25 protein-coding genes are annotated in these 26,493 nt (G+C 62.3%); 17 read left to right on the top strand and 8 right to left on the bottom strand.

Annotation, left to right across the window (positions count from 1 at the left end; all coding sequences use genetic code 11):
• Nucleotides 1-2 precede the first annotated feature (2 nt).
• Complete coding sequence (locus JYU29_RS12755) at nucleotides 3-641, bottom strand: LemA family protein (protein ID WP_213985204.1); 639 nt, start codon at nucleotides 639-641, stop codon at nucleotides 3-5.
• Between the two features lie 138 nt (nucleotides 642-779).
• Here JYU29_RS12755 and JYU29_RS12750 point away from each other — a divergent pair, with 138 nt between their 5' ends.
• Nucleotides 780-1,028 carry a hypothetical protein gene (locus tag JYU29_RS12750; protein ID WP_213985203.1) on the top strand — a complete coding sequence of 83 codons (249 nt, stop codon included), beginning with the start codon at nucleotides 780-782 and terminating at the stop codon, nucleotides 1,026-1,028.
• A gap of 18 nt (nucleotides 1,029-1,046) precedes the next feature.
• Here JYU29_RS12750 and JYU29_RS12745 read toward each other — a convergent pair whose 3' ends face one another.
• Both JYU29_RS12745 and JYU29_RS12740 read right to left on the bottom strand, forming a co-directional pair.
• On the bottom strand, nucleotides 1,047-2,312 hold the full coding sequence (locus JYU29_RS12745; protein WP_213985202.1) for a multidrug effflux MFS transporter: 1,266 nt from the start codon (nucleotides 2,310-2,312) through the stop codon (nucleotides 1,047-1,049).
• Entirely contained in the window at nucleotides 2,309-2,671 is a 363-nt protein-coding gene (locus JYU29_RS12740; protein ID WP_250157432.1) for a MarR family winged helix-turn-helix transcriptional regulator, read from the bottom strand. The genes JYU29_RS12745 and JYU29_RS12740 overlap by 4 nt, the downstream gene beginning before the upstream one ends.
• A gap of 277 nt (nucleotides 2,672-2,948) precedes the next feature.
• Between JYU29_RS12740 and JYU29_RS12735 the strand changes: the two genes are divergently transcribed.
• The gene (locus JYU29_RS12735) at nucleotides 2,949-4,991 is read left to right on the top strand and encodes a M3 family metallopeptidase (protein ID WP_213985200.1); all 2,043 of its coding nucleotides are present in this window, start codon (nucleotides 2,949-2,951) and stop codon (nucleotides 4,989-4,991) included.
• A gap of 3 nt (nucleotides 4,992-4,994) precedes the next feature.
• The gene (locus JYU29_RS12730; RefSeq protein WP_213985199.1) at nucleotides 4,995-5,954 is read left to right on the top strand and encodes a small ribosomal subunit Rsm22 family protein; all 960 of its coding nucleotides are present in this window, start codon (nucleotides 4,995-4,997) and stop codon (nucleotides 5,952-5,954) included.
• A gap of 3 nt (nucleotides 5,955-5,957) precedes the next feature.
• Here JYU29_RS12730 and JYU29_RS12725 read toward each other — a convergent pair whose 3' ends face one another.
• A complete protein-coding gene (locus tag JYU29_RS12725; RefSeq protein WP_213985198.1) occupies nucleotides 5,958-6,218 on the bottom strand; it encodes a hypothetical protein in 261 nt (86 codons plus the stop codon).
• A 151-nt stretch (nucleotides 6,219-6,369) separates the two neighbouring features.
• On the opposite strand from JYU29_RS12725, the gene typA reads away from it, so the two are divergent.
• Entirely contained in the window at nucleotides 6,370-8,190 is a 1,821-nt protein-coding gene (typA, locus tag JYU29_RS12720) for a translational GTPase TypA (RefSeq protein ID WP_213985197.1), read from the top strand.
• Between the two features lie 316 nt (nucleotides 8,191-8,506).
• Here the strand turns inward: typA and JYU29_RS12715 are convergent, their stop codons facing one another.
• Together JYU29_RS12715 and JYU29_RS12710 are read right to left on the bottom strand one after the other, a co-directional pair.
• Nucleotides 8,507-9,370 (bottom strand): transglutaminase-like domain-containing protein, encoded by an 864-nt coding sequence (locus JYU29_RS12715; protein ID WP_213985196.1) that lies wholly within the window; start codon nucleotides 9,368-9,370, stop codon nucleotides 8,507-8,509.
• 99 nt (nucleotides 9,371-9,469) lie between these two features.
• On the bottom strand, nucleotides 9,470-9,694 hold the full coding sequence (locus JYU29_RS12710; protein ID WP_213985569.1) for a DUF1674 domain-containing protein: 225 nt from the start codon (nucleotides 9,692-9,694) through the stop codon (nucleotides 9,470-9,472).
• Nucleotides 9,695-9,801: 107 nt separating this feature from the next.
• Between JYU29_RS12710 and htpX the strand changes: the two genes are divergently transcribed.
• The 13 genes from htpX to JYU29_RS12645 all read left to right on the top strand — a co-directional run bounded on the left by htpX (nucleotide 9,802) and on the right by JYU29_RS12645 (nucleotide 25,128).
• Nucleotides 9,802-10,809: a zinc metalloprotease HtpX gene (htpX, locus tag JYU29_RS12705; protein WP_213985195.1), complete on the top strand. Its 1,008-nt coding sequence runs from the start codon at nucleotides 9,802-9,804 to the stop codon at nucleotides 10,807-10,809.
• 11 nt (nucleotides 10,810-10,820) lie between these two features.
• Nucleotides 10,821-12,188, top strand: a complete 1,368-nt coding sequence (locus JYU29_RS12700; RefSeq protein WP_213985568.1) for an RsmB/NOP family class I SAM-dependent RNA methyltransferase — start codon at nucleotides 10,821-10,823, stop codon at nucleotides 12,186-12,188.
• 90 nt (nucleotides 12,189-12,278) lie between these two features.
• The gene (locus JYU29_RS12695; protein ID WP_213985194.1) at nucleotides 12,279-13,976 is read left to right on the top strand and encodes a heparinase II/III family protein; all 1,698 of its coding nucleotides are present in this window, start codon (nucleotides 12,279-12,281) and stop codon (nucleotides 13,974-13,976) included.
• 77 nt (nucleotides 13,977-14,053) lie between these two features.
• A complete protein-coding gene (gene purH / locus JYU29_RS12690) occupies nucleotides 14,054-15,670 on the top strand; it encodes a bifunctional phosphoribosylaminoimidazolecarboxamide formyltransferase/IMP cyclohydrolase (protein ID WP_213985193.1) in 1,617 nt (538 codons plus the stop codon).
• A gap of 194 nt (nucleotides 15,671-15,864) precedes the next feature.
• Entirely contained in the window at nucleotides 15,865-16,908 is a 1,044-nt protein-coding gene (obgE, locus tag JYU29_RS12685) for a GTPase ObgE (protein ID WP_213985192.1), read from the top strand.
• Between the two features lie 3 nt (nucleotides 16,909-16,911).
• Nucleotides 16,912-18,078 (top strand): glutamate 5-kinase, encoded by a 1,167-nt coding sequence (gene proB, locus JYU29_RS12680; protein WP_213985567.1) that lies wholly within the window; start codon nucleotides 16,912-16,914, stop codon nucleotides 18,076-18,078.
• Nucleotides 18,062-19,342 (top strand): glutamate-5-semialdehyde dehydrogenase, encoded by a 1,281-nt coding sequence (locus JYU29_RS12675; protein WP_213985191.1) that lies wholly within the window; start codon nucleotides 18,062-18,064, stop codon nucleotides 19,340-19,342. Before proB ends, JYU29_RS12675 begins: the two co-directional genes overlap by 17 nt.
• 48 nt (nucleotides 19,343-19,390) lie before the next feature.
• A complete protein-coding gene (locus JYU29_RS12670; RefSeq protein WP_213985566.1) occupies nucleotides 19,391-19,987 on the top strand; it encodes a nicotinate-nucleotide adenylyltransferase in 597 nt (198 codons plus the stop codon).
• A 100-nt stretch (nucleotides 19,988-20,087) separates the two neighbouring features.
• The gene (rsfS, locus tag JYU29_RS12665) at nucleotides 20,088-20,498 is read left to right on the top strand and encodes a ribosome silencing factor (protein WP_213985565.1); all 411 of its coding nucleotides are present in this window, start codon (nucleotides 20,088-20,090) and stop codon (nucleotides 20,496-20,498) included.
• Between the two features lie 21 nt (nucleotides 20,499-20,519).
• A complete protein-coding gene (rlmH, locus tag JYU29_RS12660; RefSeq protein WP_213985190.1) occupies nucleotides 20,520-20,999 on the top strand; it encodes a 23S rRNA (pseudouridine(1915)-N(3))-methyltransferase RlmH in 480 nt (159 codons plus the stop codon).
• A 144-nt stretch (nucleotides 21,000-21,143) separates the two neighbouring features.
• Nucleotides 21,144-22,517 carry a murein hydrolase activator EnvC family protein gene (locus JYU29_RS12655; protein ID WP_213985564.1) on the top strand — a complete coding sequence of 458 codons (1,374 nt, stop codon included), beginning with the start codon at nucleotides 21,144-21,146 and terminating at the stop codon, nucleotides 22,515-22,517.
• Complete coding sequence (locus tag JYU29_RS12650; RefSeq protein WP_213985189.1) at nucleotides 22,507-23,832, top strand: S41 family peptidase; 1,326 nt, start codon at nucleotides 22,507-22,509, stop codon at nucleotides 23,830-23,832. The genes JYU29_RS12655 and JYU29_RS12650 overlap by 11 nt, the downstream gene beginning before the upstream one ends.
• 225 nt (nucleotides 23,833-24,057) lie before the next feature.
• Entirely contained in the window at nucleotides 24,058-25,128 is a 1,071-nt protein-coding gene (locus JYU29_RS12645; RefSeq protein WP_250157430.1) for a divergent polysaccharide deacetylase family protein, read from the top strand.
• Nucleotides 25,129-25,137: 9 nt separating this feature from the next.
• Here the strand turns inward: JYU29_RS12645 and JYU29_RS12640 are convergent, their stop codons facing one another.
• Together JYU29_RS12640 and JYU29_RS12635 are read right to left on the bottom strand one after the other, a co-directional pair.
• Nucleotides 25,138-26,028, bottom strand: a complete 891-nt coding sequence (locus tag JYU29_RS12640) for an NAD(P)/FAD-dependent oxidoreductase (RefSeq protein WP_213985187.1) — start codon at nucleotides 26,026-26,028, stop codon at nucleotides 25,138-25,140.
• Complete coding sequence (locus JYU29_RS12635) at nucleotides 26,018-26,482, bottom strand: Rrf2 family transcriptional regulator (protein ID WP_213985186.1); 465 nt, start codon at nucleotides 26,480-26,482, stop codon at nucleotides 26,018-26,020. The genes JYU29_RS12640 and JYU29_RS12635 overlap by 11 nt, the downstream gene beginning before the upstream one ends.
• Between the last annotated feature and the right edge of the window lie 11 nt (nucleotides 26,483-26,493).

The following is a 26,493-nucleotide window of genomic DNA, read 5'->3' as shown; positions in this document are numbered from 1 at the left end:
GTTCAGTTGGCCGGCTGGGCGCCGGTGCCGAAGTTGACGCTCGGCGGCGACTGGTTTTCTTCCGTGGTGGTGAAAGCCTGGAATGGCTTGGCATCCGTGTACCAGATCTTGGCCCACAGGATGTTCGGGAAGGTGCGCAGCGTCGTGTTATAAACGCGCACGGCTTCGATATAATCGCGGCGCGCCACGGCGATGCGGTTTTCCGTGCCTTCGAGCTGCGCCTGCAGCGCCAGGAAGTTCTGGTTCGACTTCAGGTCGGGATAATTTTCGACCACGGCCAGCAAGCGCGACAGGGCGCCGGTCAGGTTGGCCTGGCTGTCCTGGAACGCCTTTACGGCTGCCGGATCCTGCAGCATTTCGGGCGAAACCTGAACCTGCGTGGCGCGGGCACGAGCATTGATTACGCCTTCCAGCACTTCGCGTTCCTGCTGCGCATAACCTTTCACGGTTTCCACGAGGTTCGGGATCAGATCGGCGCGGCGCTGGTACTGGTTCTGTACTTCGCTCCAGGCGGCCTTGGCCTGTTCTTCCTCGGTCGGGATCGTGTTGATGCCGCAACCGGCCAGCAGCGGCATAAGGAGAAGAAGCAGCAGCGCCGGAACGGAAACGCTCGGGCGGGGCAAGGAAAAGGCGCGGATCATCGAAAGCCTCGCAAAAACGTATGATAGCGCTTCTTACATGCTCCCTTGCGATCGCGAGACAAGAGGCGTCGGATACGCTTGGTTCCTGCGCAGGCCTTGTTATGCTGGCGGATGGTGCAGCGTGGAAGGTTGGAAGCGATGACGAGGGACGACGAGCGCACACGCGAAGCCCAGCGCATTCTCGAGCGGATGAACGGTGAGAGCGAAGGTTCTCCCATGGAGGTCGTCAGCCGCACGGCTGCACGCGGGCGCGATCATTTCAGCGCCGTGGATGCGGATGAAAGCGACCGGATCGAGGTGTGGGGCACGCGCATCGGTCGCATGATCAGCATCATCCTGCTGCTTGCGGTGGTGGCTTATCTCGGCTGGCTCGTGTTGCAGGGCTGATCGACGTTCCGCAGCGTTTCAGGACTGGGGACTATCCGGCACGACGGCATTGGTTTTCACGCTGGCCAGCGCCGGTTCGGGCAATCGCCGCCACAAGAACCAGGAGATGATGCTGGTGACACCCATCACCGGCACGACGGTGGCGAGGCCCATAACCGGGTCGGAAAAGGTTGCGATCAGCAAACCGCCCACCATGCCCGAGCCCATCTGGAAAAAGCCGGCCAAGGCTGATGCCGCCCCGGCAATATGGGGGAAGGGCGCAAGGGATGCCGTGGTCATGGCCGGCATGATGAAGGCGAGGCCGAAGGACGCGAAGGCGATCGGCCCCATCACCTTCAGGAATGTCGGGTCGGACAGGTTGAGAAAACAAAACAGCGTGGTGATGCCGATCGTCGTGAAACACAGTCCGATCGGAACGAGCGCTGCGGCATGCATGCGCCGCATCAGCTGGCGCACAACAAGATTGCCAACGAAGTAGAAGCCGGACTGCATCAGCATGCCGACGCCGAACTGACTGGGCGTCAAACCAACGCGGGTCATCAGGATAAAGGGCAGGGCGGTCGCCTGCGCATAAACCGCGCCGGTTGTGCCGCCGACCACGATTGCGGAAAACAGGAAGTAGCGGCTTTTCAGTAGCGTTGCATAGGAGCCGACCAGCGCTTTCGGCTGCACGCGGGACAGGTCGCGCACCACCGTTTCGCGCAGGGAGGTGTAAACGATGATCGCGATGCCGGCACCGGCTGCAAACATCAGAATGAAGATTGCGTGCCAGCCGAACGCTTCCATTGTCAGACCGCCGATCGTCGGTGCGGCGGCGGGCGCCACGCCAAGGATCAAACCGATCAGGTTCATGATGCGGGCCGACTGGTCGCGCGTAAACAGATCGCGCACCACAGCGCGCGAGATCGCCACGCCAACGGCAGCACCCACACCCTGTATGAAGCGCGAGACGATCAGCACTTCTACGCTCGGGGCAAACAAGGCGACCGCGCTCGCCACGCAATAAATGCCCATGAAGGCGATGGTGACGGGGCGGCGACCCCAGCCGTCGGAGAGAGGGCCGCAGATCAGCTGGGCAAAGGCGAAGCCCGCGAAATACAGCGTCAGCGTCAGCTTCACCATCTGCTCGGTTGTGCCGAAGGCACGTACGATCTCCGGCATGGCCGGCGTAAACAGCGCCATGGAAGCCGGACCGATCGCAACCAGGATCGCACCGATCAGCGCCACCCGGCGCTCGCTCATCAAGGGCTGTTTTGCGGTGGTGAACTGCGGCTGGATATTCATGCCGCGTTGGCCTGCCCATCCGAGCGCATGGCCAGAAGCTTGTCTCGAACGGCTTTCAGCATGGCCGTGAAGTGCTGCCAGTCTTCTTCGGGAAACTCGGCGGCGAGATCGGTGCGAATGCCAATCGACACGTCCCGCACGGCATCCAGCAGAACATCGGCTGCTTCCGTCACCGAAATCAGCTTGGCGCGGCGATCAACGGGATCGGGAATGCGCTTCACCAGACCCCGTCGTTCTAAGCGGTCGAGATGGCCCGACAGCGTCATGGCTTCAATACCCATGCGCTCTGCCAGCACATTCTGGCGAACCGTGCCGGCGCGTGACGCATGCGCCAGAACACGGCCTTCGCCATGGGTCATGTCGCATCCGGCCTCTTTGAACCGTTGGTCGGCTTCGTTGCGCAGAAGGCGAGAAAAATCGGTGACGAGGAACCCAAACGAGTCTGGATCAAGTGTGCGTGGCATGACGAAAATCTGAAATCCGAAATATAATAAGGGCGACTTATTATCTACCGGCATTATCGTCAAGCGGTTGCAGCTGTGTCTCCGTCCCCTTACATCGACGGGGTTACATCGAAGACCCAAGGCACCGGTCGACCGATCGGCGCTGCGCGGTTTCCAAGCACAGGTTTGTTCCATGACCATCGATCTCGGCACCCATCCGCTTACCCGCTGGACCGGCCCGTTCGACCTGCCGGCCTTCGGCAGCATCGACGACGGTGACTTCGAGCCCGTGTTCGACGCAGCGCTCGCGGCGCATGATGCCGAAATCGAAGCCATCGCCGGCAACAGCGACACGCCGACGATCGAAAATACGCTGCAGGCCCTGGAGCTGAGCGGCGATCCTCTCGATCGTGTGTCGGCGGTGTTCTGGATGCTTGCAGGTGCACATACCAACGCGCGAATTCAGGCTGTAGAACGCGCAATATCGCCAAAAATGGCGCGCCATTTCTCCAAAATAGCCATGAACGACCAGCTGTTTTCGCGAATTGACGACCTCTTCAACCGCCGCGACGACCTCGATCTCGATCCGGAAGCACGCCGCGTTCTCGAAAAGACCTGGCGCCGTTATGTCCGCTCCGGCGCCAAGCTGCCGGCCGAAGCCAAGGCCGCTTTGGGCAAGATCAACGAGGAGCTGGCAGGCCTCGGCGCGACGTTTGGGCAGAACGTTCTGGCCGATGAATCAAGCTGGGTCATGATGCTGGATGCCAATGATCTCAAGGGCTTGCCGGACTTTCTCAAGGCCGCCATGGCCGAGGCTGCAGCCTCGCGCGGCGAGCCCGGCCGGTATGCTGTCACCCTGTCGCGCTCGATCTACGAGCCCTTCACCACCTTCTCCGAACGCCGCGACCTCAGAGAAAAAGCCTTCCGCGCCTTCACCATGCGCGGCCAGAACGGCGGCGAAACCGACAATGGCGAAGTCGTGCGTCGGACTCTGGAACTCCGCGCCAAAAAGGCTGAACTGCTGGGTTATCAAAGCTATGCCGCGCTGAAACTCGAAGAAAGCATGGCCAAAACGCCGGCTGCCGTTCAGGGCCTGCTCGAGCCCGTCTGGCAGAAGGCGCTGGAAAAGGCTGCAATCGACCAGGAAGGCCTTCAGGCGATCGCTTCGGGCGAAGGTCACAATCATCCGATCGGCGCCTGGGATTGGCGCCATTACGCCGAAAAGCTGCGTGCACAGCGCTTTGCTTTCGATGAAGCCGAGCTCAAGCCTTATCTTCAGCTGGAAAACGTCATTGCCGCATGTTTCGACGTGGCAACACGGTTGTTCGGCATCGGTTTTCGCGAGGAAAAAGGCGTCACCGCCTGGCATCCCGATGTGCGAACGTTTGTGGTTCTGGACGCAGATGGCTCACAGCGCGGCACGTTCCTCGCCGACTACTTCAACCGCCCGACCAAGCGCTCCGGCGCCTGGATGAGTGCGCTGCAAAGCGGCTACAAGCTCGGTGAAGGCTCCAAGCCCATCATCTACAACGTCATGAACTTCGCGCGTCCGCCGGAAGGCGAGGCGGCGCTGCTTTCGCTGGATGAAGCGCGCACCCTGTTCCATGAATTCGGCCATGCATTGCACGGACTGCTGACCGATGTAACCTGGCCATCGGTCGCCGGCACGGCGGTCAGCCGCGACTTCGTGGAACTGCCGTCGCAGCTCTACGAACACTGGCTGACTGTCCCTGAAGTGCTGGAAAAGCATGCGCGGCATAAGGAAACCGGCGAGCCGATTCCGGCAAAGCTGATCGAGAAAATGGAAGCGGCCAAGACCTTCAATGCCGGTTTCGCGACCGTCGAGTTCACCTCCTCGGCGCTGATCGACATGGCCTATCACCAGCTGTCCCAGGCACCGGAAGACCCGCTCGCGTTTGAAGCCGACACGCTGAAGGCGCTCAACAAGCCGGATGCGATCGCCATGCGTCACCGCACGCTGCACTTCCAGCACGTGTTTGCCGGCGACGGCTATTCGGCTGGGTACTACTCGTACATGTGGTCGGAAGTGCTGGATGCCGACGCATTCGCGGCGTTTGAGGAAACGGGCAACCCGTTCGATCCCGAAACGGCCGCCAAGCTGCGCCAGTTCATCTATTCGGCCGGCGGTACGCAGGATCCCGAAGCGCTTTATACCGCGTTCCGTGGGCGCATGCCGTCCGCTGATGCGATGATGGCCAAGCGCGGTATCGCCTGAGCGATGGAGCTTCCGGCTCGCCTGCGTCAGGCGGTGGATGCTGCCCTGGCAGGCGTTCCGCTCGCTGATCTCCAACGCGCGTCAGAGCGCCTGACGCAGCGCTATCGCGGCGAGGTGCTGGATGGGCAGCTGCATCTTGGCAACGAAGTGGCCGCGCTTGCTTATGTCACGGCGCGATTGCCGGCGACCTATGCGGCGGTCCGCGCGGCGCTGGAGCATACGGCGGAGCTCACGCCCCAATTCCGACCATCGACCTTGATGGATATCGGTTCAGGACCGGGCACGGCCATGTGGGCTTCGGCCGATTGCTGGCCGAGCCTGGATCAGGCTTTGTTGCTGGATGCCAGTCCTTCCATCCGCGCGCTGGGTTCGAGGTTCAGCACGGAAAGCCGCGTCACAACGGACTGGCGCGCGTTCGATATTGCACGCGATACCCTGCCCCAAACCAGCGCCGACCTCGTCACGCTGGCTTATGTGCTCGATGAACTCACGCCAGTCGTTCAGCTGGCGCTGATCGATCAGGCATGGGCGCGCACGACCGGTATGCTGGTTGTGGTGGAGCCGGGTACGCCCGCCGGGTGGAGGCGCATACTGGCGGTAAGGGATCGCTTGATCGAGGCGGGGGCGACACTCGTCGCACCATGCCCGCACCATGCGGCGTGCCCCTTGCTCGAACCGGATTGGTGCCATTTCTCACGGCGCGTAGCGCGTTCCACCATGCATCGCATGACCAAACGCGGTGCGGTACCGTGGGAAGACGAGAAGTACATCTATCTCGCAGCGAGTCGCTTAGGCGCGGATCAGGCACAAGCACGTGTCCTGCTGCCGCCGCGCGAAAGCTCTGGCAAGGTCGAGCTGAAGCTCTGTTGTGCGGATGGTGCCGCGCGTGAGCGGCTTGTTACCCGACGCGAAGGCGAGGTCTACAAACGAGCACGCCGTGCGGATTGGGGCGACGCGCTTTAGGCGTTAGTTGTTGAGGGAGATGGTCGAGGTCTGCGGCTTCGCTTCGCGCTGCAAGCACGAGGCGGGAATATACGGCCACGTCGCCTTTTCGCAGTCGGTGCTCTTGGGCGCCGAGGCGCTGCGAACGACGCGAATGGGCTCCATGCTGCCGGAAACCTCCTTGGCAGCGGAAAGGTTGGGGGAGGCCGCGCCAGCGTAGGCCTGCATAGCGGTGGCAGGGATGGCGGCTGCGAGAATCAGTGCGGAGAGCGTGAGCGTTTTCATGGCAGAAAAACGGCTGGAGTGGGTTGTGGTTCCCTCCTGTTGTTGCAAACCCCTTTCGCATCTGCGAAAAAACCTGTAAGAGCGCGGCAAATCCGAGCGCATATCCGTTTTTCGGGCGCTTTTCGCGCGCGCCAACCTCCGAGAGCCCCGTATGAACCTTCGTAATATCGCGATCATCGCGCACGTTGACCATGGCAAAACCACGCTTGTCGACGAGCTTCTGAAGCAGTCCGGCTCCTTCCGCGAGAACCAGCGCGTTGCCGAGCGCATGATGGACTCCAACGACATCGAGAAAGAACGCGGCATCACCATTCTTGCCAAGGCGACGTCGGTTGTCTGGAAAGACACGCGCATCAACATCGTCGATACGCCAGGCCACGCCGACTTCGGCGGCGAAGTCGAGCGCATCCTGTCCATGGTGGACGGCGCGATCGTGCTGGTTGATGCTGCCGAAGGCCCGATGCCGCAGACCAAGTTCGTGGTCGGCAAGGCGCTCAAGGTCGGCTTGAAGCCGATCGTTGCGATCAACAAGATCGACCGTCCGGATGGCCGCCATGAAGAAGTGGTGAACGAGGTGTTCGACCTGTTCGCCAATCTCGACGCGACCGACGAGCAGCTCGACTTCCCGATCCTCTACGGTTCGGGCCGCAATGGCTGGATGGCGCTGAGCCCGGAAGGCCCGAAGGACCAGGGTCTCGCTCCGTTGTTCGACCTCGTGCTTGAACACGTACCGGCGCCGACGGTTGGCGAAGGTCCGTTCCGCATGATCGGCACGATCCTTGAAGCCGATCCGTTCCTTGGCCGCATCATCACGGGCCGCATTCATTCCGGCACGATCAAGCCAAACCAGGCCGTGAAGGTTCTGGCGCAGGATGGCACCGTTCTGGAAAACGGCCGCCTGTCGAAGATCCTCGCTTTCCGCGGCATCGAGCGTCAGCCGATCGAAGAAGCCCAGGCTGGCGACATCATCGCCATTGCCGGTCTTCAGAAGGGCACGGTTGCCGACACGTTCTGCGATCCGTCGGTCAGCGCACCGCTTGAAGCCCAGCCGATCGATCCGCCGACAGTGACCATGTCCTTCATCGTCAATGACAGTCCGTATGCTGGCACCGAAGGCGACAAGGTGACGAGCCGCGTGATCCGCGACCGCCTCCTGAAGGAAGCCGAAGGCAACGTTGCGCTCAAGATCGAAGAATCGACCGAAAAGGACTCCTTCTTCGTGTCCGGCCGCGGCGAACTGCAGCTGGCCGTTCTGATCGAAAACATGCGCCGCGAGGGCTTCGAGCTTTCGATCTCGCGTCCGCGCGTCGTGATGAAGGACGGCGAGAACGGCGAAAAGCTTGAGCCGATCGAAGAAGTCGTCATCGACGTCGATGAGGAATATTCGGGCACGGTCGTGCAGAAGATGTCGGAGCGCAAGGCCGAGATGGTCGAGCTGCGTCCGTCCGGTGGTAACCGCGTGCGCATGGTGTTCTATGCGCCGACCCGTGGTTTGATCGGCTACCAGTCCGAGCTTCTGACGGATACGCGCGGCACGGCGATCATGAACCGCCTGTTCCACGCTTATCAGCCCTACAAGGGCGAGATCGCCGGACGTAACAACGGCGTGCTGATCTCCAACGATCAGGGTGAATCGGTCGCCTTTGCGATGTGGAACCTGGAAGATCGCGGCCCGATGATCATCGATGCCGGCGTCAAGGTTTACCAGGGCATGCTGATCGGCATCCATTCGCGCGACAACGATCTCGAAGTGAACGTGCTGAAGGGCAAGAAGCTCACCAACATCCGCGCCGCTGGCAAGGATGAGGCCGTGAAGCTGACGCCGCCGATCCGCATGACGCTGGAGCGCGCTTTGTCCTGGATTCAGGACGACGAACTGGTGGAAGTGACGCCGAAGTCGATCCGCCTGCGCAAGCTCTACCTCGACCCGAATGAGCGCAAGCGCTTCGAAAAGTCGGCAAAGACTGCCTGATCCCCATGAACGACTAAAGACCGGTTGACGTATAGTCAGCCGGTTTTTGCTTGTGTGTCCGGCAAAACGGTCCCACATTCCATTTGTGTTCAACAGATTGGAAGGAGGTGATCGAATGTCGAGTGATTTCGTTTCTCGTTGCGTGGTCTCGATGGATCGTCTCTGTGGGGAGCAGCCTTCCCGCTAGGATGTGACGCGCGGACGAGCGCTTTGGATAGCGCCCGGGGAACAAGACCGCGCCACGGACGAATACACGGAAAGCCGCTTCGCATCAGCGAGGCGGCTTTTTTCTTGGGAGCAGGTCAGGTTGCGGAGGTTAAGCCGCTTCGCGTACACGCATCTCGCTTTGGGCAAGGATGCGACGCGCTTCTTCCGGCTCGAGTTCGTCGGTGAAGACCTTGAACGTCGTGAGGCGATGCGGGCCAAAGGTGTGGATCAGCGGCACGTCGGTGGCATCGCGGCCATAAGCAACGACCACGCGGCCCATACGCGGCTTGTTGTGGCGGGCGTCGAACGTATACCAGCCGCCTTCCAGGTAGGCTTCGAACCAGGCCGAGAAATCCATCGGCGCCGGATCTTTCGGCACGCCGATGTCGCCGAGAAAGCCGTTGGTATAGCGGGCCGGAATGTTCATGCAGCGGCACATCGTGATGGCGAGATGCGCGAAATCGCGGCACACGCCAACACGCTCTTCATAGGCCTGTCCAGCAGTGCGCGTGGAGCGCGCATAGGAATAGCCGAAGGAGATGCGATTGTGGACGTAGTCGCAGATCGCCTGCACGCGCTGCCAACCGGGCGCGATATGACCGAACAGGTTCCATGCCGTGTCCATCATCAGGTCGGTGTCGCAGTAGCGGCTGCCCAGCATGTAGACCAGCGCGTCATCGGGAAGGTCGGCAATCGGCACTTCGCCGATCATCGGATTCACCGGATCATATTCGCCACTATCGGCGATGATCGCATCGTAGCGGATCGTCGTGTCGCCGGCAGGAGCGATGAATCGGCGACAGCGGTTGCCGAACTGGTCGGTGTAGATGGATGACGGAACATGCGGCGTGAGCTGTGCCGTTTCTTCGCGCACAAGATCGACGCGCCGCTCGGGCCGAACTTCCAGCGCGGCGATGATGGGGGTCGGCGCGGGGCATTGAACGCCCAGTTCATAGCCTATGCGGATCAGCATGACTCGTTCCACTTTAGAGAGAATGCAACATAACGCCGCGTCAGTCGGCTTTGTTCCGGCTCTCCTAAAGTTCTAATGGATCGAGCAAGGAAGCCCTGCCTAAAAATCGATGGCGATGCCCTTCTTCTCCCAGTCGCCATAGCGAACCGGGTCATGACCGCCGCGTCCGCCGCGTTCCTTGGGCATGGCGGCTTCCGCTTCCTCGTATTCGGCACGGCGCGCTCGCGCTTCGGCCAGGGCGCGTTCGGCCGCCGGCGATAGCGATTTGCGTGCCGCTTCGCCGGTTTCCGGTGGATGCTGGGTGTTGGCGGTGTTGTCATCCATCATTGAAGTCCCTTTCTGCGCTTCCCATGATAATAGGCGTCACGCATGCGGCCTGAAAGGGCCCGCGTTCTCAACTGTTGCCCGCGCAAAAAGGAGGCGCCTCGACGATGAACATGATCCGAACCGCGATGTTGCTCGCCTTCATGACCGCGCTCTTCATGGGCGTTGGCTATCTTATCGGCGGCACGGGTGGCATGGGCATCGCCTTCTTGTTCGCCGCCGGCATGAACCTGTTTTCTTATTGGAATGCCGACAAGATGGTTCTTCGCATGAACAATGCGATGGAAGTCGATCGCGGTTCGGCGCCAGAATATTACGCGATCGTGGAAGATCTGGCGCGGCGCGCGGACCTGCCGATGCCGCGCGTTTATCTCATCAACGAGGACCAGCCGAACGCATTTGCCACCGGGCGTAACCCCCAAAACGCTGCCGTTGCTGCAACCACGGGCCTGCTGCGCCGCCTCAATGCCGACGAAGTGGCCGGCGTGATGGCGCATGAGCTGGCGCATGTGCAGAACCGCGACACGCTGACCATGACGATCACCGCGACGCTCGCCGGTGCGATCTCCATGCTCGGCAACTTCGCCTTCTTTTTTGGCGGCAACCGCGAGAACAACAATCCGCTTGGCTTCATCGGCGTGCTGGTTGCGATGATCGTCGCACCCCTAGCTGCGATGGTCGTGCAGATGGCGATCAGCCGGACGCGCGAATATTCGGCCGACCGGCGCGGCGCGGAAATCTGCGGCAACCCGAACGCATTGGCGTCGGCCCTGAACAAGATTGCGCGAGGCGCGCATCAGATCGTCAACGAGGGTGCCGAGCGCAATCCGGCAGCGGCCCATATGTTCATCATCAACCCTCTGTCGGGCCAGCGCATGGACAATCTGTTTTCGACCCACCCGGCAACAGAAAACCGGATCGCAGCACTTCAGGCGATGACCGACATTCAGCCCGGCCAGCGCTATGGCGGCGGGTTCCAGCACGAAGAAGCTATCGAGCCTGAGAGTGCATCCGGGCCGTGGGGCGGGTCGCAGCGATCCGGCAACCAGGCCGCTCCCGGACCGTGGAGCCGTTCGCGCAATCCGTCTTCCAGCCGCCGGGGACCCTGGTCTTGAGCGAGGCTCGCATGCGTAACGGCAACGCCAATCGCTGGTCATCGTCGTTTTCCAATGCAAGCTCCGACGTTCCGGGCCTTCCTGCGCGCCAAGCTGCGGCCAAGCTTTTGGCGGCCGTGGTGGATGCACGAACCTCGCTGGACGGTTTGACCGATGAAGAGCATGGGCATCCCGGTTATCGCGCGTTGGATAACCGTGACAGGGCGCTGGTGCGGGCCATTCTGATCTCGGCCTTGCGCTTCCGCGGCACGATCCAGGCGGCAATCTCGAACCAGCTCGATCGACCACTGCCAGGCAATGCGCTGACGCTCAGCCATGTGCTGCATGTCGCCATCGCACAGATCCTTTATCTCGACGTTCCGGATCGCGCAGCCGTGGATATCGCGGTGGAACAGGCGAAGGCCGATCCCCGCACGCGGCGTTTCGATGGGCTGGTCAATGGCGTGCTACGCTCGATCGTTCGACGCAAGGCGCAGATCCTCAACAGGACCCCGATCGCCAATGCGCCTGACTGGTTCGTGAGCCGGCTGAACGAGGCTTACGGGGAAGAGCGCGCCAAGGCGATCCTGTTCGCGCATCTGACGGAAGCGCCGGTGGATTTCACCGTGAAGAACGATGCGGCTGGATGGGCGGAAAAGCTCGGCGGCATCGTGTTGCCGACCGGCACCGTGCGCGTGGCACGGCCGGAAGGCGCGATTTCAGGTCTGCCCGGTTACGAAGACGGCGCTTGGTGGGTGCAGGATGCGGCAGCGGCTCTGCCGGCGCTGATCATGGGCGATGTCGCGGGCAAGCACGTTGCGGATCTTTGTGCAGCACCGGGTGGTAAAACGGCGCAGCTGATCCAGGCCGGCGCAAAGGTTACGGCACTCGATATCTCGCGCAGCCGCTTGAAACGCTTGCGCACCAATCTCGAACGGTTGGATCTTCCCGCCGAGGTCGTTGAAGCGGATCTTTCATCTTACGAACCGGCTGAGCTGTTCGACGCCGTTCTGCTCGATGCGCCCTGTTCTTCCACCGGAACCGTGCGCCGGCATCCCGATGTGCTTTGGACGAAATCGCCGGAAGAAATCGAGAAGCTGGCGGCCGTTCAGTTCCGCTTGTTGAAGGCGGCGGTTGGTTTGGTGAAGCCTGGCGGGCGCATCGTCTTCTCCAACTGTTCGCTCGATCCATTTGAAGGTGAGCAGATGGTGGAGCGCATTCTCCTTGAACAGCCGGAGCTGGAACTCAAGCCGATCGTTGCAGGCGAAATTCCTGTCGTGGATGCGTTCCTGACGCCGGCTGGGACTGTGCGGACGACGCCTGCCGATCTGCCGCATGACAATCCTGCACTGGCCGGCATGGACGGCTTTTTTGCCGCTCGCCTGCGGCGGCGTGGTTAATATCAGGTTGATCTCTGTGACCTCGTCAAATCTCCATTAACCATCCGGCGGCTAGGTTGCCGCCGAGCAATGGATTGATGGGATGGTCGGGTGAGTGCTGCCGTAGAAGCGCCGGAGCTGTGGGGCTTGGTGGCAAAGGCGCTGTGGCGCAAGACGCGCCGGCGCTTGCGTGCCGGTCCGGGCTGGCGCTTCCGCTATGCCGGCCGCACGCCTGACCGGCTGCTGATCGCACCGCCGGATCTGCGTGTTGCCGATCCGCAGATCGCGCAGGACATCTATTACGGGCGCTTTCCCTTCGCCGGCAAGGTGGTGGAAACCAGCGGCCGCTCGCCCTTCCATATCAAGGTTGCTTCGCCTGAATGGGTCGAGGCGCTGCAGAACTTCCACTGGCTGCGCCATCTGCGCGCCGCACAGACCGAGCTGGCCGCCGTCAACGCTCGCGCCCTGGTGGGCGAGTGGATCGGCCTGCATGGCAAGCGCATCAGCCATCCCGCCTGGGATGCGGGGATTACTGCCAGTCGTGTGATCAGCTGGTTGCAGCATTCCTCCATCGTCTTGCAGGGTGCCGACTTCGCTTTCTATCGCCAGTTCCTGAAGGCGCTGAGCGTGCAGGTTCGATATCTGCGCGCCGTGGTTGCCGAGATGCCGATGGGCGAGGATCGGTTGCGCGTTCGCATCGCGCTGGCCTTCGCTTCTTTGTCCTTGCCTGTGTCGGCCGCGAGCTTGCGCACCGCCACACGATGCCTTGCGGAAGAACTCGACCGCCAGATCCTGCCGGATGGTGGACATATCTCGCGCAGCCCGCTTGCCGTTCTGGAACTGCTCGCCGATCTTTTGCCGCTGCGCCAAACCTACGCCAATCAGTCCGCGACGCCGCCGCAGGCGCTGTTGGGCGCGGTGGACCGGATGCTTCCAGCCTTGCGCTTCTTTCGCCATCAGGATGGCTCGCTGGCCCGCTTCAACGGCATGGGCGTTACCGTGCATGACCGTGTCGCGGCGATCCTGCGCCATGACGACGCCGGTGCCGCGCCGCTGCTTCATGCGCCGCATTCCGGCTATGAGCGCCTTTCCATGGGCGGCACGACGGTTATTGCCGACACGGGCGCTGCGCCGGCCGTCGACCATTCGGCGCAGGCGCATGCCGGTTGCCTGTCGTTTGAACTGTCGTCGTCACGGCGCTCGTTTATCGTCAACGCCGGCGTGGACACGTTCGGCGCGCGCGATTTCCGCCCGCTGGCGCGTGCAACGGCCGCCCATTCCACCGCCGTGTTCAACGATGCGTCCTCGGCGCGCTTCAACCTGGCAGGCATGAACGGCTTGCTCGGAACGCCGCTGGTGGCGGGCCCGCGCGCCGTGCGCTCGCGCCGGCTGGATGAAGGACGCAACGGGTCAACCTTGCAGGGCTTCATCGCCAGCCATGACGGTTATCTCCAGCGCTTCGGCCTGTTCCACGAACGTCAGCTCGTTCTTTCGGATGGCGGCCAGATGCTGGAGGGCATCGACCGCTTCCATGCAGCCCAAAACGGCTTGCCGCGCAGCGGCCATGTCGCCATCCGCTTTCATGTGCATCCGGACGCCGAGCTCGAGCGCGACGGCGACAGCCTCACCATCCAGGGGCGCGACGGCGAAGGCTGGATCTTCCGCTGTGGCGAGGTGCGGGCCGAGATCGAGGATTCCATCTTCTTTGCAGGACTGGCAGGACCGGCGCGTACCAAGCAGATCGTGCTGCATTACGATGCCGCCGAACATCCGACGCTGGCTTGGCGTTTTACAAGAATCGCGGTTTGAGCGCCTTCAGCGCTTGCATTTGACCGCGCCCTTGGCCTAGGTCCGCCTTTCCCCAGCGAAGCCCGAGATCTCTTGCCATGGCCGTCCCTTCAAAGAACATTCCGGCACCTGACCGCGTTCATATCAAGCGTGCACTGTTGTCCGTGTCCGACAAGGCCGGTGTGGTGGATTTCGCCCGCGCCTTGCACGAAGCCGGCGTGACGCTTCTTTCGACCGGCGGCACGTCCAAGGCGATTGCCGAAGCCGGTCTGCCGGTCACGGACGTCTCCGACATCACCGGCTTTCCCGAGATCATGGACGGCCGCGTCAAGACGCTGCATCCGAGCGTTCATGGCGCGCTGCTTTCGATCCGTGACGATGCCGAGCACAAGGCGGCCATGGCCGAGCACGGCATCGAGCCGATCGACCTGCTGGTGGTGAACCTTTATCCATTCGAAAGCGTGCGCGCGTCGGGCGCGAACTATGCTTCGATCGTGGAAAATATCGACATCGGCGGTCCGGCCATGCTGCGTGCGGCGGCCAAGAACCACGCATATGTCAGCGTCGTGGTTGACCCTTCAGATTACCAGTCCGTGCTGGACGAGATGAAGGCGGGCGATGGTGGCGTCAGTCTGGCTTTCCGTCAGCGCCTGGCGGCAAAGGCTTTTTCGCGCACGGCTGCTTATGATGCCGGTATCGCTTCGTGGTTTGCCAGCGCCGTGGAAGGCGTGGCCACGACCTACGGCAGCCTTGGCGGCACGCTGGCCTCCGAGCTTCGTTACGGCGAGAACCCGCACCAGACGGCCGGCTTCTACAAGACCGGCGAAAACCGTCCGGGTGTCGCCACCGCGCGGCAGCTGCAGGGCAAGGTCTTGTCCTACAACAACATCAACGACACGGATGCGGCCTTCGAGCTGGTCGGCGAGTTCGACCCGGCCAAGGGTGCTGCTGTCGCCATCATCAAGCATGCCAATCCGTGTGGCGTCGCAACCGGCGCAACCCTGGTGGACGCCTACAAGAAGGCGCTGGCCTGCGATCCGGTCTCGGCCTTCGGCGGCATCGTTGCGTTGAACAACACGATCGACGGGGCGACAGCCGAAGAGATCGTCAAGGTCTTTACAGAAGTCATCATCGCGCCGGATGCCACCGAAGAAGCGATTGCGATCATTGCCGCCAAGAAGAACCTGCGTCTGCTCGTCACCGGCGGTCTGCCGGATCCGCGTGCGCCGGGCATGGCCGTGAAGACGGTTGCTGGCGGCTTTCTTGCGCAGTCGCGCGACAACGGCGTCGTTGATGATCTCGATCTCAAGACCGTCACCAAGCGCGCGCCTTCGGAACAGGAACTGGCCGATCTCCGCTTTGCCTTCCGCGTCGCCAAGCATGTGAAGTCGAATGCCATCGTTTACGTCAAGGATGGCGCAACGGTTGGCATCGGCGCTGGCCAGATGAGCCGTGTGGATTCGTCGCGCATCGCTGCCTCCAAGGCTCAGGACGCGACCAACGCGGCCGGGCTCGATGTGTCGCTTGCCAAGGGCACGGTTGTTGCGTCCGACGCCTTCTTCCCCTTTGCCGACGGGTTGCTGGCTGCGGTGGAAGCCGGTGCGACGGCGGTGATCCAGCCGGGCGGTTCCATGCGCGACGACGAGGTGATCGCCGCCGCCGACGAGCATGGCCTCGCGATGGTGTTCACGGGCATGCGCCACTTCCGCCACTGATCGCTGAGGCTAATCCGTTCGCCTGCGTTGTTGCGAAGCCTCGAAAGCCATAAGGCTTCCATCGGTTTCGCGCCTAGCAGGCGAACGGATTATCTCACAGCGATCGGATAGCCTGGACCGCCTCGATTCATCCTGCCTCTCGCGCTTTGGTGGCGTTTGCGCTACATGACGGCGCTTGAAAGGCAGTTGATACGATGAAATTTCTCGACCAGGCAAAAGTTCACATTCGATCGGGCGACGGCGGGGCCGGTTCGGTCTCGTTTCGCCGTGAGAAATTCATCGAGTTCGGCGGTCCGGATGGCGGTGATGGCGGGCGCGGCGGCGATGTTTGGGCGGTGGCTGTTGAAGGCCTGAATACGCTCATCGATTATCGCTACCAGCAGCATTTCAAGGCTCAGACCGGCGTTCACGGCATGGGCCGCAATCTTGCCGGCGGCAAGGGCTCGGACGTGATCCTGAAAGTCCCGGCCGGTACGCAGATTTTCGAAGATGACAATGAAACGCTGATCGCCGACCTGACCGAGATCGGTCAGAAGATCCTGCTTGCCAAGGGCGGTAATGGCGGTTTCGGCAATGCGCATTTCAAGAGCTCGACCAATCAAGCGCCGCGACGCGCCAATCCCGGCCTCGTGGGCGAGGAAAAGTCGATCTGGCTGCGTTTGAAGCTGATTGCCGACGCCGGCATCGTCGGTCTTCCCAATGCCGGCAAGTCGACCTTCCTGGCGGCCGTGACCGCGGCCAAGCCGAAAATCGCCGATTATCCCTTCACGACCCTGCATCCGGGCCTCGGCGTTGCCCGGATCGACGCGCGTGAATTCGTGATTGCCGACATTCCCGGTTTGATCGAGGGCGCGCATGAAGGTGTGGGCATCGGTGACCGTTTCCTCGGCCATGTCGAGCGGACCCGCGTGTTGCTGCATCTCGTTTCCGCGCAGGAAGAGGATGTCGCTTATACCTACGAGACCGTGCGCAACGAGCTCGAAGCTTATGGCGGCGGTTTGGATGAAAAGCAGGAAGTTCTGGCGCTGAGCCAGACCGACACGATCGATGCGGACACGCGCAAGGAAAAGCTCGCGGCCCTGAAGAAGGCATCGGGCAAGACGCCGCTCGTGCTGTCGGCTGCCACCAACGAAGGCACCGAAACGGTGCTGCGCGCGCTGATGGAAGTCGTGCAGGCCGCGCGCAAGCAGGAAGAGCCGGAGGTCGAGGATCCCCGCTGGCAGAAGGGCGAAGCCTGAATGCTGCAGCCGCTCGGCTCTTATCGCCGCATCACGGTCAAGATCGGCTCGGCCTTGCTTGTGGATCGCGAAAGCGGTCTGAGACGGCAATGGTTGGCCTCACTGGCACGTGACGTAGCGGCCTTGCGGCAAACCGGTGCGGATGTTCTTGTCGTGTCGTCGGGCGCGATTGCGCTCGGCCGCACCATTCTGGGGCTCGGGCGCGGTGCGTTGAAGCTGGAAGAAAGCCAGGCGGCAGCCGCGGTTGGTCAGATCGCGCTGGCAGGTGCCTGGTCTGAGGAACTGGCTGGTGTCGGCCTGAAGTCGGGCCAGGTGCTGGTGACGCTGGGCGACACCGAAGAACGCCGGCGCTACCTCAATGTCCGCGCCACGATCGGCACGCTGTTGAAGCTCGGCGCCGTGCCCGTGATCAACGAGAACGACACGGTTGCTACCTCCGAAATCCGTTACGGCGACAATGACCGGTTGGCGGCGCGCGTTGGTACGATGATGAATTCGGACCTTCTTGTGCTTTTGTCCGACATCGACGGGCTCTACACCGCCCCGCCGCAGCGCGATCCCGATGCGCGGTTTGTCCCTTACGTGGAGCGGATCACGGGCGAGATCGACGCCATGGCCGGCGCGGCAGCGTCCGAGCTGTCGCGCGGAGGCATGCGCACCAAGCTTGATGCGGGCAAGATCGCGACGGCAGCGGGTGCTGCGATGATCATCACAGCGGGCGATCGGCTTCATCCGCTTGCGGCCATCGACAAAGGCGAGCGCGCGACCTTCTTCAAGGCGTGGGATCATCCAGTTCGTGGCTATAAGAGTTGGATCGCCGGGCAGCTTGAGCCAGCGGGTCGGCTGACGGTGGATGATGGTGCGGTCAACGCGCTTCTCGCCGGCAAATCGCTGCTGCCGGCCGGTGTAACGGGTGTCAGCGGTGTGTTCGAACGCGGCGACACGATCGCCGTTCTGGGTCCGGATGGTGCTGAAATCGCCCGCGGGCTGGCCGCCTATGATTCCGGGGATGCGCTTCAGATCGCCGGCATGAAGAGCGCCAGAGTTTCAGAAGTTCTCGGCTATGAAGCGCGTTCGGCCATGGTGCATCGCGACGATCTCGTGATGACGCGACAGGCCGCGCGCAGCGACGCATCCGTGCAGGAAACAAGCCATGCTGAAAGTGCTTGAACAGTCTGACATCACCGAGATGATGGCCGAGATCGGCCGCAAGGCGCGCGCGGCAACAAAGCCGCTGGCCATGGCGGAGCCTCAGGTGAAGGCAAATGCGCTGCGTGCGATGGCAACCGCGATCCGCGCCGGCGCGCCGGCGATCCTTGATGCCAATGCGATGGATCTTGCCGATGGCCATGCCGCCGGCTTTTCGGCGGCCATCATGGACCGGTTGCAGCTTACCGATGCGCGCATCGAAGCCATGGCGGCCGGGGTGGAAGCCATTGCTCATCTGCCTGATCCCGTTGGCGCCGTCATGGCTGCCTGGGAGCGGCCGAACGGCTTGAAGATCGAGCGCGTGCGTACGCCGCTCGGTGTGATCGGCGTGATCTATGAGAGCCGCCCGAACGTGACGGCGGATGCCGGCGCGCTTTGCGTCAAGGCCGGTAATGCGGTGATCCTGCGCGGCGGATCGGATTCCGCGCGCACCTCCGCCGCCATCCATGCTTGTTTGCAGAGCGGGCTGGAAACAGCTGGCCTGCCGGCCGACGCGATCCAGCTGGTGCCGACCACCGATCGCGCCGCCGTGGGCGAAATGCTGGCCGGTCTGAACGGCAACGTCGATGTGATTGTGCCACGCGGCGGCAAGAGCCTTGTTGCACGGGTGCAGGCCGATGCGCGCGTGCCGGTGTTCGCGCATTTGGAAGGGCTTTGCCATGTTTATGTCGATCGCTCCGCCGATCTCCACATGGCTGTGAGCCTCATCGTGAACGCCAAGATGCGGCGCACCGGCATTTGCGGCGCAGCCGAAACGCTGTTGGTGGATCAAGCTGCCGCCGACACGCATCTCGTGCCGATGCTCGAAGCGCTCCAAGCCGCCGGATGCGAGATCCGGGGTGATGTCGAGGTTGTGGCGCGTTTTCCGTCAGCCAAGCCGACATCAACCGAAGATTGGCGCACCGAATATCTCGATGCCATCATTTCGGTGGCGCTTGTTGATGGCATCGATGGAGCCATCGCGCATATCGACACCTATTCCTCGCATCACACCGAAGCAGTGATCGCGGAAGATGCGGATGTGGTGGCACGCTTCTTCAACGAAATCGATTCGGCCATCCTCCTGCATAACGCATCGACCCAGTTCGCCGATGGCGGCGAGTTCGGCTTTGGCGGCGAGATCGGCATTGCCACGGGCAAGATGCATGCGCGCGGGCCGGTGGGCGTCGAGCAGCTGACCTCGTTCAACTATCGTGTCCACGGTTCGGGTCAGGTTCGACCGTGATATTGCTGTTTTGACGTGACGGACGCCATCCAAAACCGCTTTTTGCGCATGCCATATGTCGAAAAAGGCATGGCAGTCGGGCTGTTTGGCGGGTCCTTCAATCCACCGCATGCCGGCCACGCACTGGTTGCCGAAATCGCCCTGCGCAAGCTTCGGCTCGACCAGCTGTGGTGGATGGTGACGCCGGGCAATCCGCTCAAAAGCACCCGGGAACTGGCGCCTTTGGGCGAGCGTATCCGCTTGTCGGAGAAGTTGGTGGAAGATCCGCGCATCAAGGTCACGGCATTCGAAGCGGCCGCCAATGTCCGCTATACCGCCGATACTCTGGCTCTGGTGAAGGCGCGCAATCCCGGCGTGCATTTCGTCTGGATCATGGGCGCGGACAGTCTGGCGGGCTTCCATCAATGGGAACGCTGGCGAACCATCGCCATGACCTTTCCGATCGCCGTGATCGACCGGCCGGGTGCGACGCTGTCCTTTCTATCTTCGGTGATGGCCAAGACCTTTGCCTATGCCCGCGAAGACGAAACGGATTCGGAAGTGCTGGCCAGCCGACAGGCTCCGGCATGGACCTTTTTGCATGGTCCGCGCTCTCCTTTGAGCTCTACGGCGCTGCGGGAGCAGGCTGAGATCGCAAAGTCCTGATAACTGCGTCCACCCTATGTTCTTGAAACCTTCACCGAACTGCGCCTATCTATAGAGACGCTGAGCATGGCGTATCGTTGTTCCTTAGAAAGGGAAGACACTGAGAACAGAACTACGGAAGGAAGCGGATACCTCGCTTTCGCCGGTCGAAGTCGGCGCTGGAGCGCCTGCGACCTCCCAACTCGAAACCGTTCTTGCCAGTCTCGATGACTCCAAGGCGGAAAACATCGTGGCCATCGATATCCGGAAGAAGTCGAGCCTCGGCGACCATATGGTCGTGGCGAGCGGTCGATCGCACCGTCATGTCGCGGCCGTCGCGGACCATCTGATGAAGGCGCTGAAGGACAGCGGCGTGAGCAACACGCGCGTTGAAGGCCTGCCGGGCGCCGATTGGGTGCTGATCGACACGAGTGATATCATCATCCACGTCTTCCGGCCCGAGGTGCGCGAGTTCTACAACCTCGAAAAGATGTGGCAGGCGCCTGATCTCGACGACGGGACCAAGCACTGAAACGGATCTTCTGAGGTAACAATGCGGATCGGCATCAATGCCATCGGCCGGATGAAGGCCGTGCCGGAGCGCGAGCTTGCCGATCGCTATCTCGACCGCTTCGCCAAAGCGGGTCCACCGCTCGGCCTGGAGTTTTCAGGCGTGGCGGAAAGCGCGGAAAGTCGGCTGGGTTCTGCGGCTGAGCGAATGCGCGAGGAAGCGGCACGGCTCGAAGGCGCTCTTGGCGCCGGCGGGCTGATCCTGCTCGACGAGCGCGGCAAGAACCTTGCCTCTCCCGCCTTTGCACAGTTGATTGCCGATCATCGCGACCGCGGTTTGAGGCAGCTCACCTTTGCCATTGGCGGGCCCGATGGCCATGCACCCAGCCTGCGGAGCCAGGCGACTGCGCTGATTTCCTTCGGCGCGGCGACCTGGCCGCATCAGATGGTGCGCGTGATGCTGGGCGAGCAGCTTTACAGGGCAGCCACAATCCTTTCTGGCCATCCTTATCATCGCGTGTGAACCACCCTTCGTCTGAACGCCTCAGGTAAGCTCGCCTTGAGAAAGTGCGATTCGCTTGAGAAGGAGCGATGCTCGTGGCGCGGGGCGATGGTTGATGCTTCCTTTACGAAGCCGACCTACGATCGCCGGCAGGGATGGAACAGCATGATTTCGGGCAAGACAGGATCGGGGGCACGGACGAAGGGCGGTCTTGCGATCGCGCTCGGCTTGCTGCTCGCCTCTGTCTCGCCGCTCCTTGCGCAGGATGGCGAAGCCGTTTCGATCAGGCAGAACCAGCTGGATGATCCGATAGCTGCCATCGAAGCCCGTCGGGCGCAAACCCAGGCGGACTATCAACGCGCGCTGGATGAGATCAAGCTGTCGGAAGAGCGGCTGGCTTCCATTTCGGCCGGTATCGCAACGCTGAAGAAGGACAGTGCTTCGGTGACCGCGGCGCTTATCCAGGCTGCTAAGACCGAAAAGAAGCTCGCGGAAGACGTCGAGGAAATCAGCGGCCGTCTCGTCAACTTGCGCGGCGAGCAAGCCGGCATCAAATCGTCGCTCGATGGGCGGCGCGCGGTTCTGGCCGAAGTGCTCGGCGCCCTGCAGCGCATGGGCCTCAATCCGCCCCCGGCCATTCTGGTGAAGCCGGAAGACGCCCTGTCATCGGTGCGCAGCGCGATCCTCCTCGGCGCCGTGGTGCCGGAACTGCGCCAGGAAACCGAAACCTTGCTTGTTGACCTCAAGGAGTTGTCACGCGTCGCAGCCTCGATCGAGGCCGAGCGCGGTCGCTTGAGCGTAACGGCGGAAGAGCAGGTGGCGGAAAAGCAGCGGCTCAGCATGCTTCTGGAAGAAAAGCAGCGGCTGCAGGTTCAGTCCGAAGCCGTGTACGCTGCCGAGCAGAAGCGATCGGAGCAGCTTGCGGCTTCCGCATCCTCTTTCCAGGATCTGATCTCGAAGCTCGAACAGGAAGGGCAATCCGCCCGTGCCGCGGCGGACGCGGCAGCCAAGGCGGAAATGGAGCGGATGGCGCGCGAGGAAGCCGAGCTCAACAAACCCATTCCCGAAGCCTATCGCCTGTCCATGATCCCGTTCGCCGCCTTGAAAGGACAGATGGGCCTTCCAGCGACGGGTCGTCGCACGGCGCGGTTCGGCGAAGCCGACAATAACGGCGGCGTGAGGATGGGAGACACCATTACAACACAATCCGGGGCAATTGTTACCTCACCGGCCGGAGGGAGCGTCTTGTATGCAGGACCCTTCCGATCCTACGGTCAACTCTTGATCCTTAATGCCGGCGACGGTTATCATGTCGTGCTGGCGGGGATGGGCAGAATCAGCGTGACGCTTGGCCAAGCCGTTTTGGCGGGTGAGCCGATCGGAGCAATGGGTGAAACAAGGGTCGCTGGCCCGGTTTCGCTGAAGGACGGCAGCACCGGACCTGACCTTTACGTCGAGTTCCGGAAAGATGGAAAACCCGTGGACCCGGCCCCCTGGTGGTCGGAGCGGATCGCTGGAAGGACTGCAAATGATTCGTAAGCTGTCGCTGTTGTTTGCCGGCGCCCTGATGGGGGCTTCGGCAATGAGCGTGGTCTACGGTGCGCCCGGCTCGACTGCGAATGCTGCGGGTTCCGAAACCTATCGCCAGCTGGCGATCTTCGGCGACATCTTCGAGCGCGTGCGCGCCCAGTATGTGACCCCGCCCGACGACAAGTCGCTGGTTGAAAACGCCATCAATGGCATGCTCACCTCGCTTGATCCGCATTCCTCCTACCTCAACCAAGAGGCAGCCAAGGATATGCGCGTCCAGACCAAGGGCGAGTTCGGCGGTCTCGGTATCGAAGTCACGATGGAAAACGACCTGATTAAGGTCATCACGCCGATGGACGAAACGCCAGCTGCCAAGGCAGGCGTTCTCGCAGGCGATCTGATTGCCGAAATCGATGGCCAGGAAGTGCGCGGCCTGTCGCTTAACGACGCCGTCGAGAAGATGCGCGGTCTGGTGAATACGCCGATCGAATTGACGCTGATCCGCGATGGCGCGGACAAGCCGATCAAGCTGACCATCATCCGCGACGTCATCAAGGTGAAGGCCGTTCGGGCTCGCGTCGAAGGCGATGTCGGCTATCTCAAGATCAACTCCTTCACCGAAAAGACGTTCGACGATCTGCAGGCTGGCATCAACACCATCCGCAAGCAGCTGCCGGACGACAAGCTGAAGGGCTATGTGCTGGATCTGCGCTTGAACCCGGGCGGTCTGCTGGACCAGGCGGTCAGTGTTTCCGATGCCTTTATTGACCGGGGTGAGATCGTTTCGACCCGCGGCCGTGATCCGCAGGACATTTCGCGCTTCGATGCGCGTCCCGGCGATCTGGTGAACGGTAAGCCGATCATCGTTCTGGTGAATGGCGGTTCGGCGAGTGCTTCGGAGATCGTGGCCGGTGCCTTGCAGGATCACCGTCGTGCAACGGTGCTCGGCACCCAGTCCTTCGGCAAGGGTTCGGTTCAGACCATCATCCCGCTGGCTGAAAACGGCGCTCTGCGCCTGACCACGGCGCTGTATTACACGCCGGCCGGCAAATCGATCCAGGGCAAGGGCATCACGCCCGACGTGAAGGTCGACCAGCCTCTGCCGGAAGAGTTCAAGGGTCGTGAAGTCAACCGTGGTGAGTCCGCTCTGCGCGGTCACATCAAGGGTGTGGAAGAAAGCGAAGAAGGTTCGGGCTCGGCATCTTATGTGCCGCCGGAAGCCAAGGACGACATCCAGCTGCAATATGCTCTGGATCTGATCCGCGGCGCCAAGAGCGATGCCGCCTTCCCGCCGAACCCCGACAAGGCGGTCATGAACCAGTAAGCGTGCTGCGCTGATTGAAGTTACCATGTCCGGCGAAGGAACCCCTTCGCCGGACATTTGATTCCAGGACGATGCAAAAGCAGGTTTGAGAGCGTTCGGGTTACGATGGAGGGGCAGAAGCGGGGCGAGGATACGACGCGTATTCGGGAGATCGACCTTCCGCTTGGCCTTGGCATCAGCGGCCCGGCAAAGCGGAAGCCGGCCCGGCCTCTATCCCCTTCATCGATGACGAGCGCCGCGGTCGCCATTGCGCTTGCCGTCAGCGCCGGCGCCATTGCCCTGCGTGATCGCGGGATTCGCATGCCGGAGGCCGCTGTTGTTTCCGTGCCCGTGCAAACAGCTGCAGCCACCACCGAACCCGCAAAGGCGCCGCGTCCCAGCCTGTCGGACGATCCTGCAGGCGGTCCTGCGATCATCCGCGTCAATCCCGGGGCAGCCACCGCCGACGGCCCCACGATCATCCGCAACACGCCAGGAATGCCGCGGGATGTACGCGTTGCCCATCTTCCGGATCAGGCGCTGATCGAGACGAGCCCCGTCGGCCTGCTTCCGCAACGCGCTGCAGACGGGCGGCGGCCCTTTGATGCCTATGCAAGGCCGTGGTCCTGCGCACGAGGTGCGCGCATCGCGCTGGTGATCGGCGGTCTCGGGGTCAGCCAAACGGGCACGCAGGAAGCCATCGAGAAGCTGCCGCCTGAGATCACGCTGGCCTTGGCATCCGGCGGTAACAGTCTGCCGCGCTGGATGCAGGCTGCACGCCAGAGCGGCCACGAGATCGTCATGCAGGTGCCGCTCGAGCCGTTCGATTATCCTGCGGTCGATCCGGGGCGGGCAACGCTCACGGTGGACGCGCCGGCGTCCGAGACGGTCGAGAACCTGCAATGGGTTCTGGCGCGCACGACCAACTATGTCGGCGTCATGAACTATATGGGCGCGCGCTTTCTCGGCGAAGCGAAGCCGGTTGAAACCATGATGGCGGAGCTCGGCAAGCGCGGCCTGGCCTTTGTCGACGACGGTTCGACAGCGCGCAATGAAGCGCAGCCTTTGGCCGAGGTGAACCGCGTGCCCTTCGCTTCCTCCGACATGCAGATCGACGCTGTGCGCGAGCGCGGCGCCATTCTTGCCAAGCTCGACGAACTCGAGCGCATGGCACAAGCCAACGGCTCTGCCGTCGGCACCGGCTCGGCCTTCGACGTGACAGTGGATACGGTATCCGCCTGGGTGGCCGATGCGCAGCGCCGCGGCATCGAAGTCGTTCCTATTACTGCCGTAGCGAATGATCCCGAGCGCCGCTGACGCCAGATCCTAGAACACCAGCGAGCGGTGCAGGGCGACGCCGGCCATCACGCCATCGGCGCTTGCCCAGGTGACGCTATGGGCGCCGCGCGCGATGTCACCGGCAGCAAACACGCCGGGCACGGAAGTCTGCTTCATCTCGTCGGTATGAATGATTTGCCCAAGCGGATGATCATCCATGGCGCAACCGAGCTGGTCGGCGATGTCGCTGTTGGCGCGCATCAGCGGGCCTACGAACAGAGCATCGATAGGATCCATGCGCCCATCCGCAAGCTCCATCGCCGATAGTCCCTTGCCTTCGCCATGCAGTGAAATCAGGCGAGCCGGCTCGATCCGCACACCGCGGGCTTGCAGGTTGGCTGCTGCGGCGGGATCCAGTTCAGCACCGTTGAGATAAAGCGTCGTCGGTCCCCATTCGGTGACAAGATGCGCCTGATGCAGGGACATCGGGGTTGAATAAAGCACGCCGAGACGCCGGCCGCCGAACTCGAAACCGTGGCAGTAAGGACAATGGATCACCGTATGACCCCATCGCTCCGCCAGCCCAGGTAAGGCCGGGAGCTCGTCGGAAATGCCGTAGGCAAGCACCATGCGCGACGCCTGCAGCTGCTCGCCGCTTTCCAGCGTCACAGCGAAGCCGTCTTCGTTCTTGTTGGCGCTGAGAGCACGGCCATCGGTGATGCGCACGGTGGGGTAGGCTGCGACCTGTGCGCGCGCCTTGTCGAGCATCGCGCCAGGCTCACTGCCGTCTTGTCCGAAGAAGCCGTGGCTTTGCGCTGCGAAGCGGTTGCGGGGCAGGCCGGCATCAATGATGCGCACGGAGCGGCGAGCACGGGCGATATACATGGCGGCAGACAGGCCGGCAAAGCTGCCGCCGATGATGATGGCGTCATGATGCATGAACGGTCTCCAGATCGAATTTGCCGCCGCGTTGCGAAAGGCGGGTGTGAAAATCTGCGCTGAGCTGCGCCAGCGTGACTTCGCCGAGCCTTGTGAGCAGCAAGGCCTCGGCATCGTTGAAAGCCTGCACCAACGCGGCATTAACCGCCTGTTCGACAAGGCAACCGGGCGCTTCCGTGCGGTTGCTCATTGCGAGCAGGGTGGGGGCGCCAATCGCGTCGTAGATATCGCGCAGGGTAATGGCGTTGAGATCGCAGGTCAGCGTCCAGCCGCCGCCATGCCCCTTTTCGGACGACACATAGCCCTGGTCGCGCAGGCCACCCATGATGCGGCGGATCACGACCGGGTTCGTTTGCATGGCAGTCGCCAGCATTTCGGATGTGACCGGACCATCCTGTTCGGCCATGTGAAGGAGGACATGCAGGATGCCCGACAAGCGACTATCGCGTTTCATGTAACTCGATA

Source organism: Tianweitania aestuarii (genome assembly GCF_018457165.1).
GTDB lineage: Bacteria > Pseudomonadota > Alphaproteobacteria > Rhizobiales > Rhizobiaceae > Tianweitania > Tianweitania aestuarii.
Note: the sequence above shows the minus strand (reverse complement) of the source record. Positions and strands in the feature narration are given on the sequence as shown.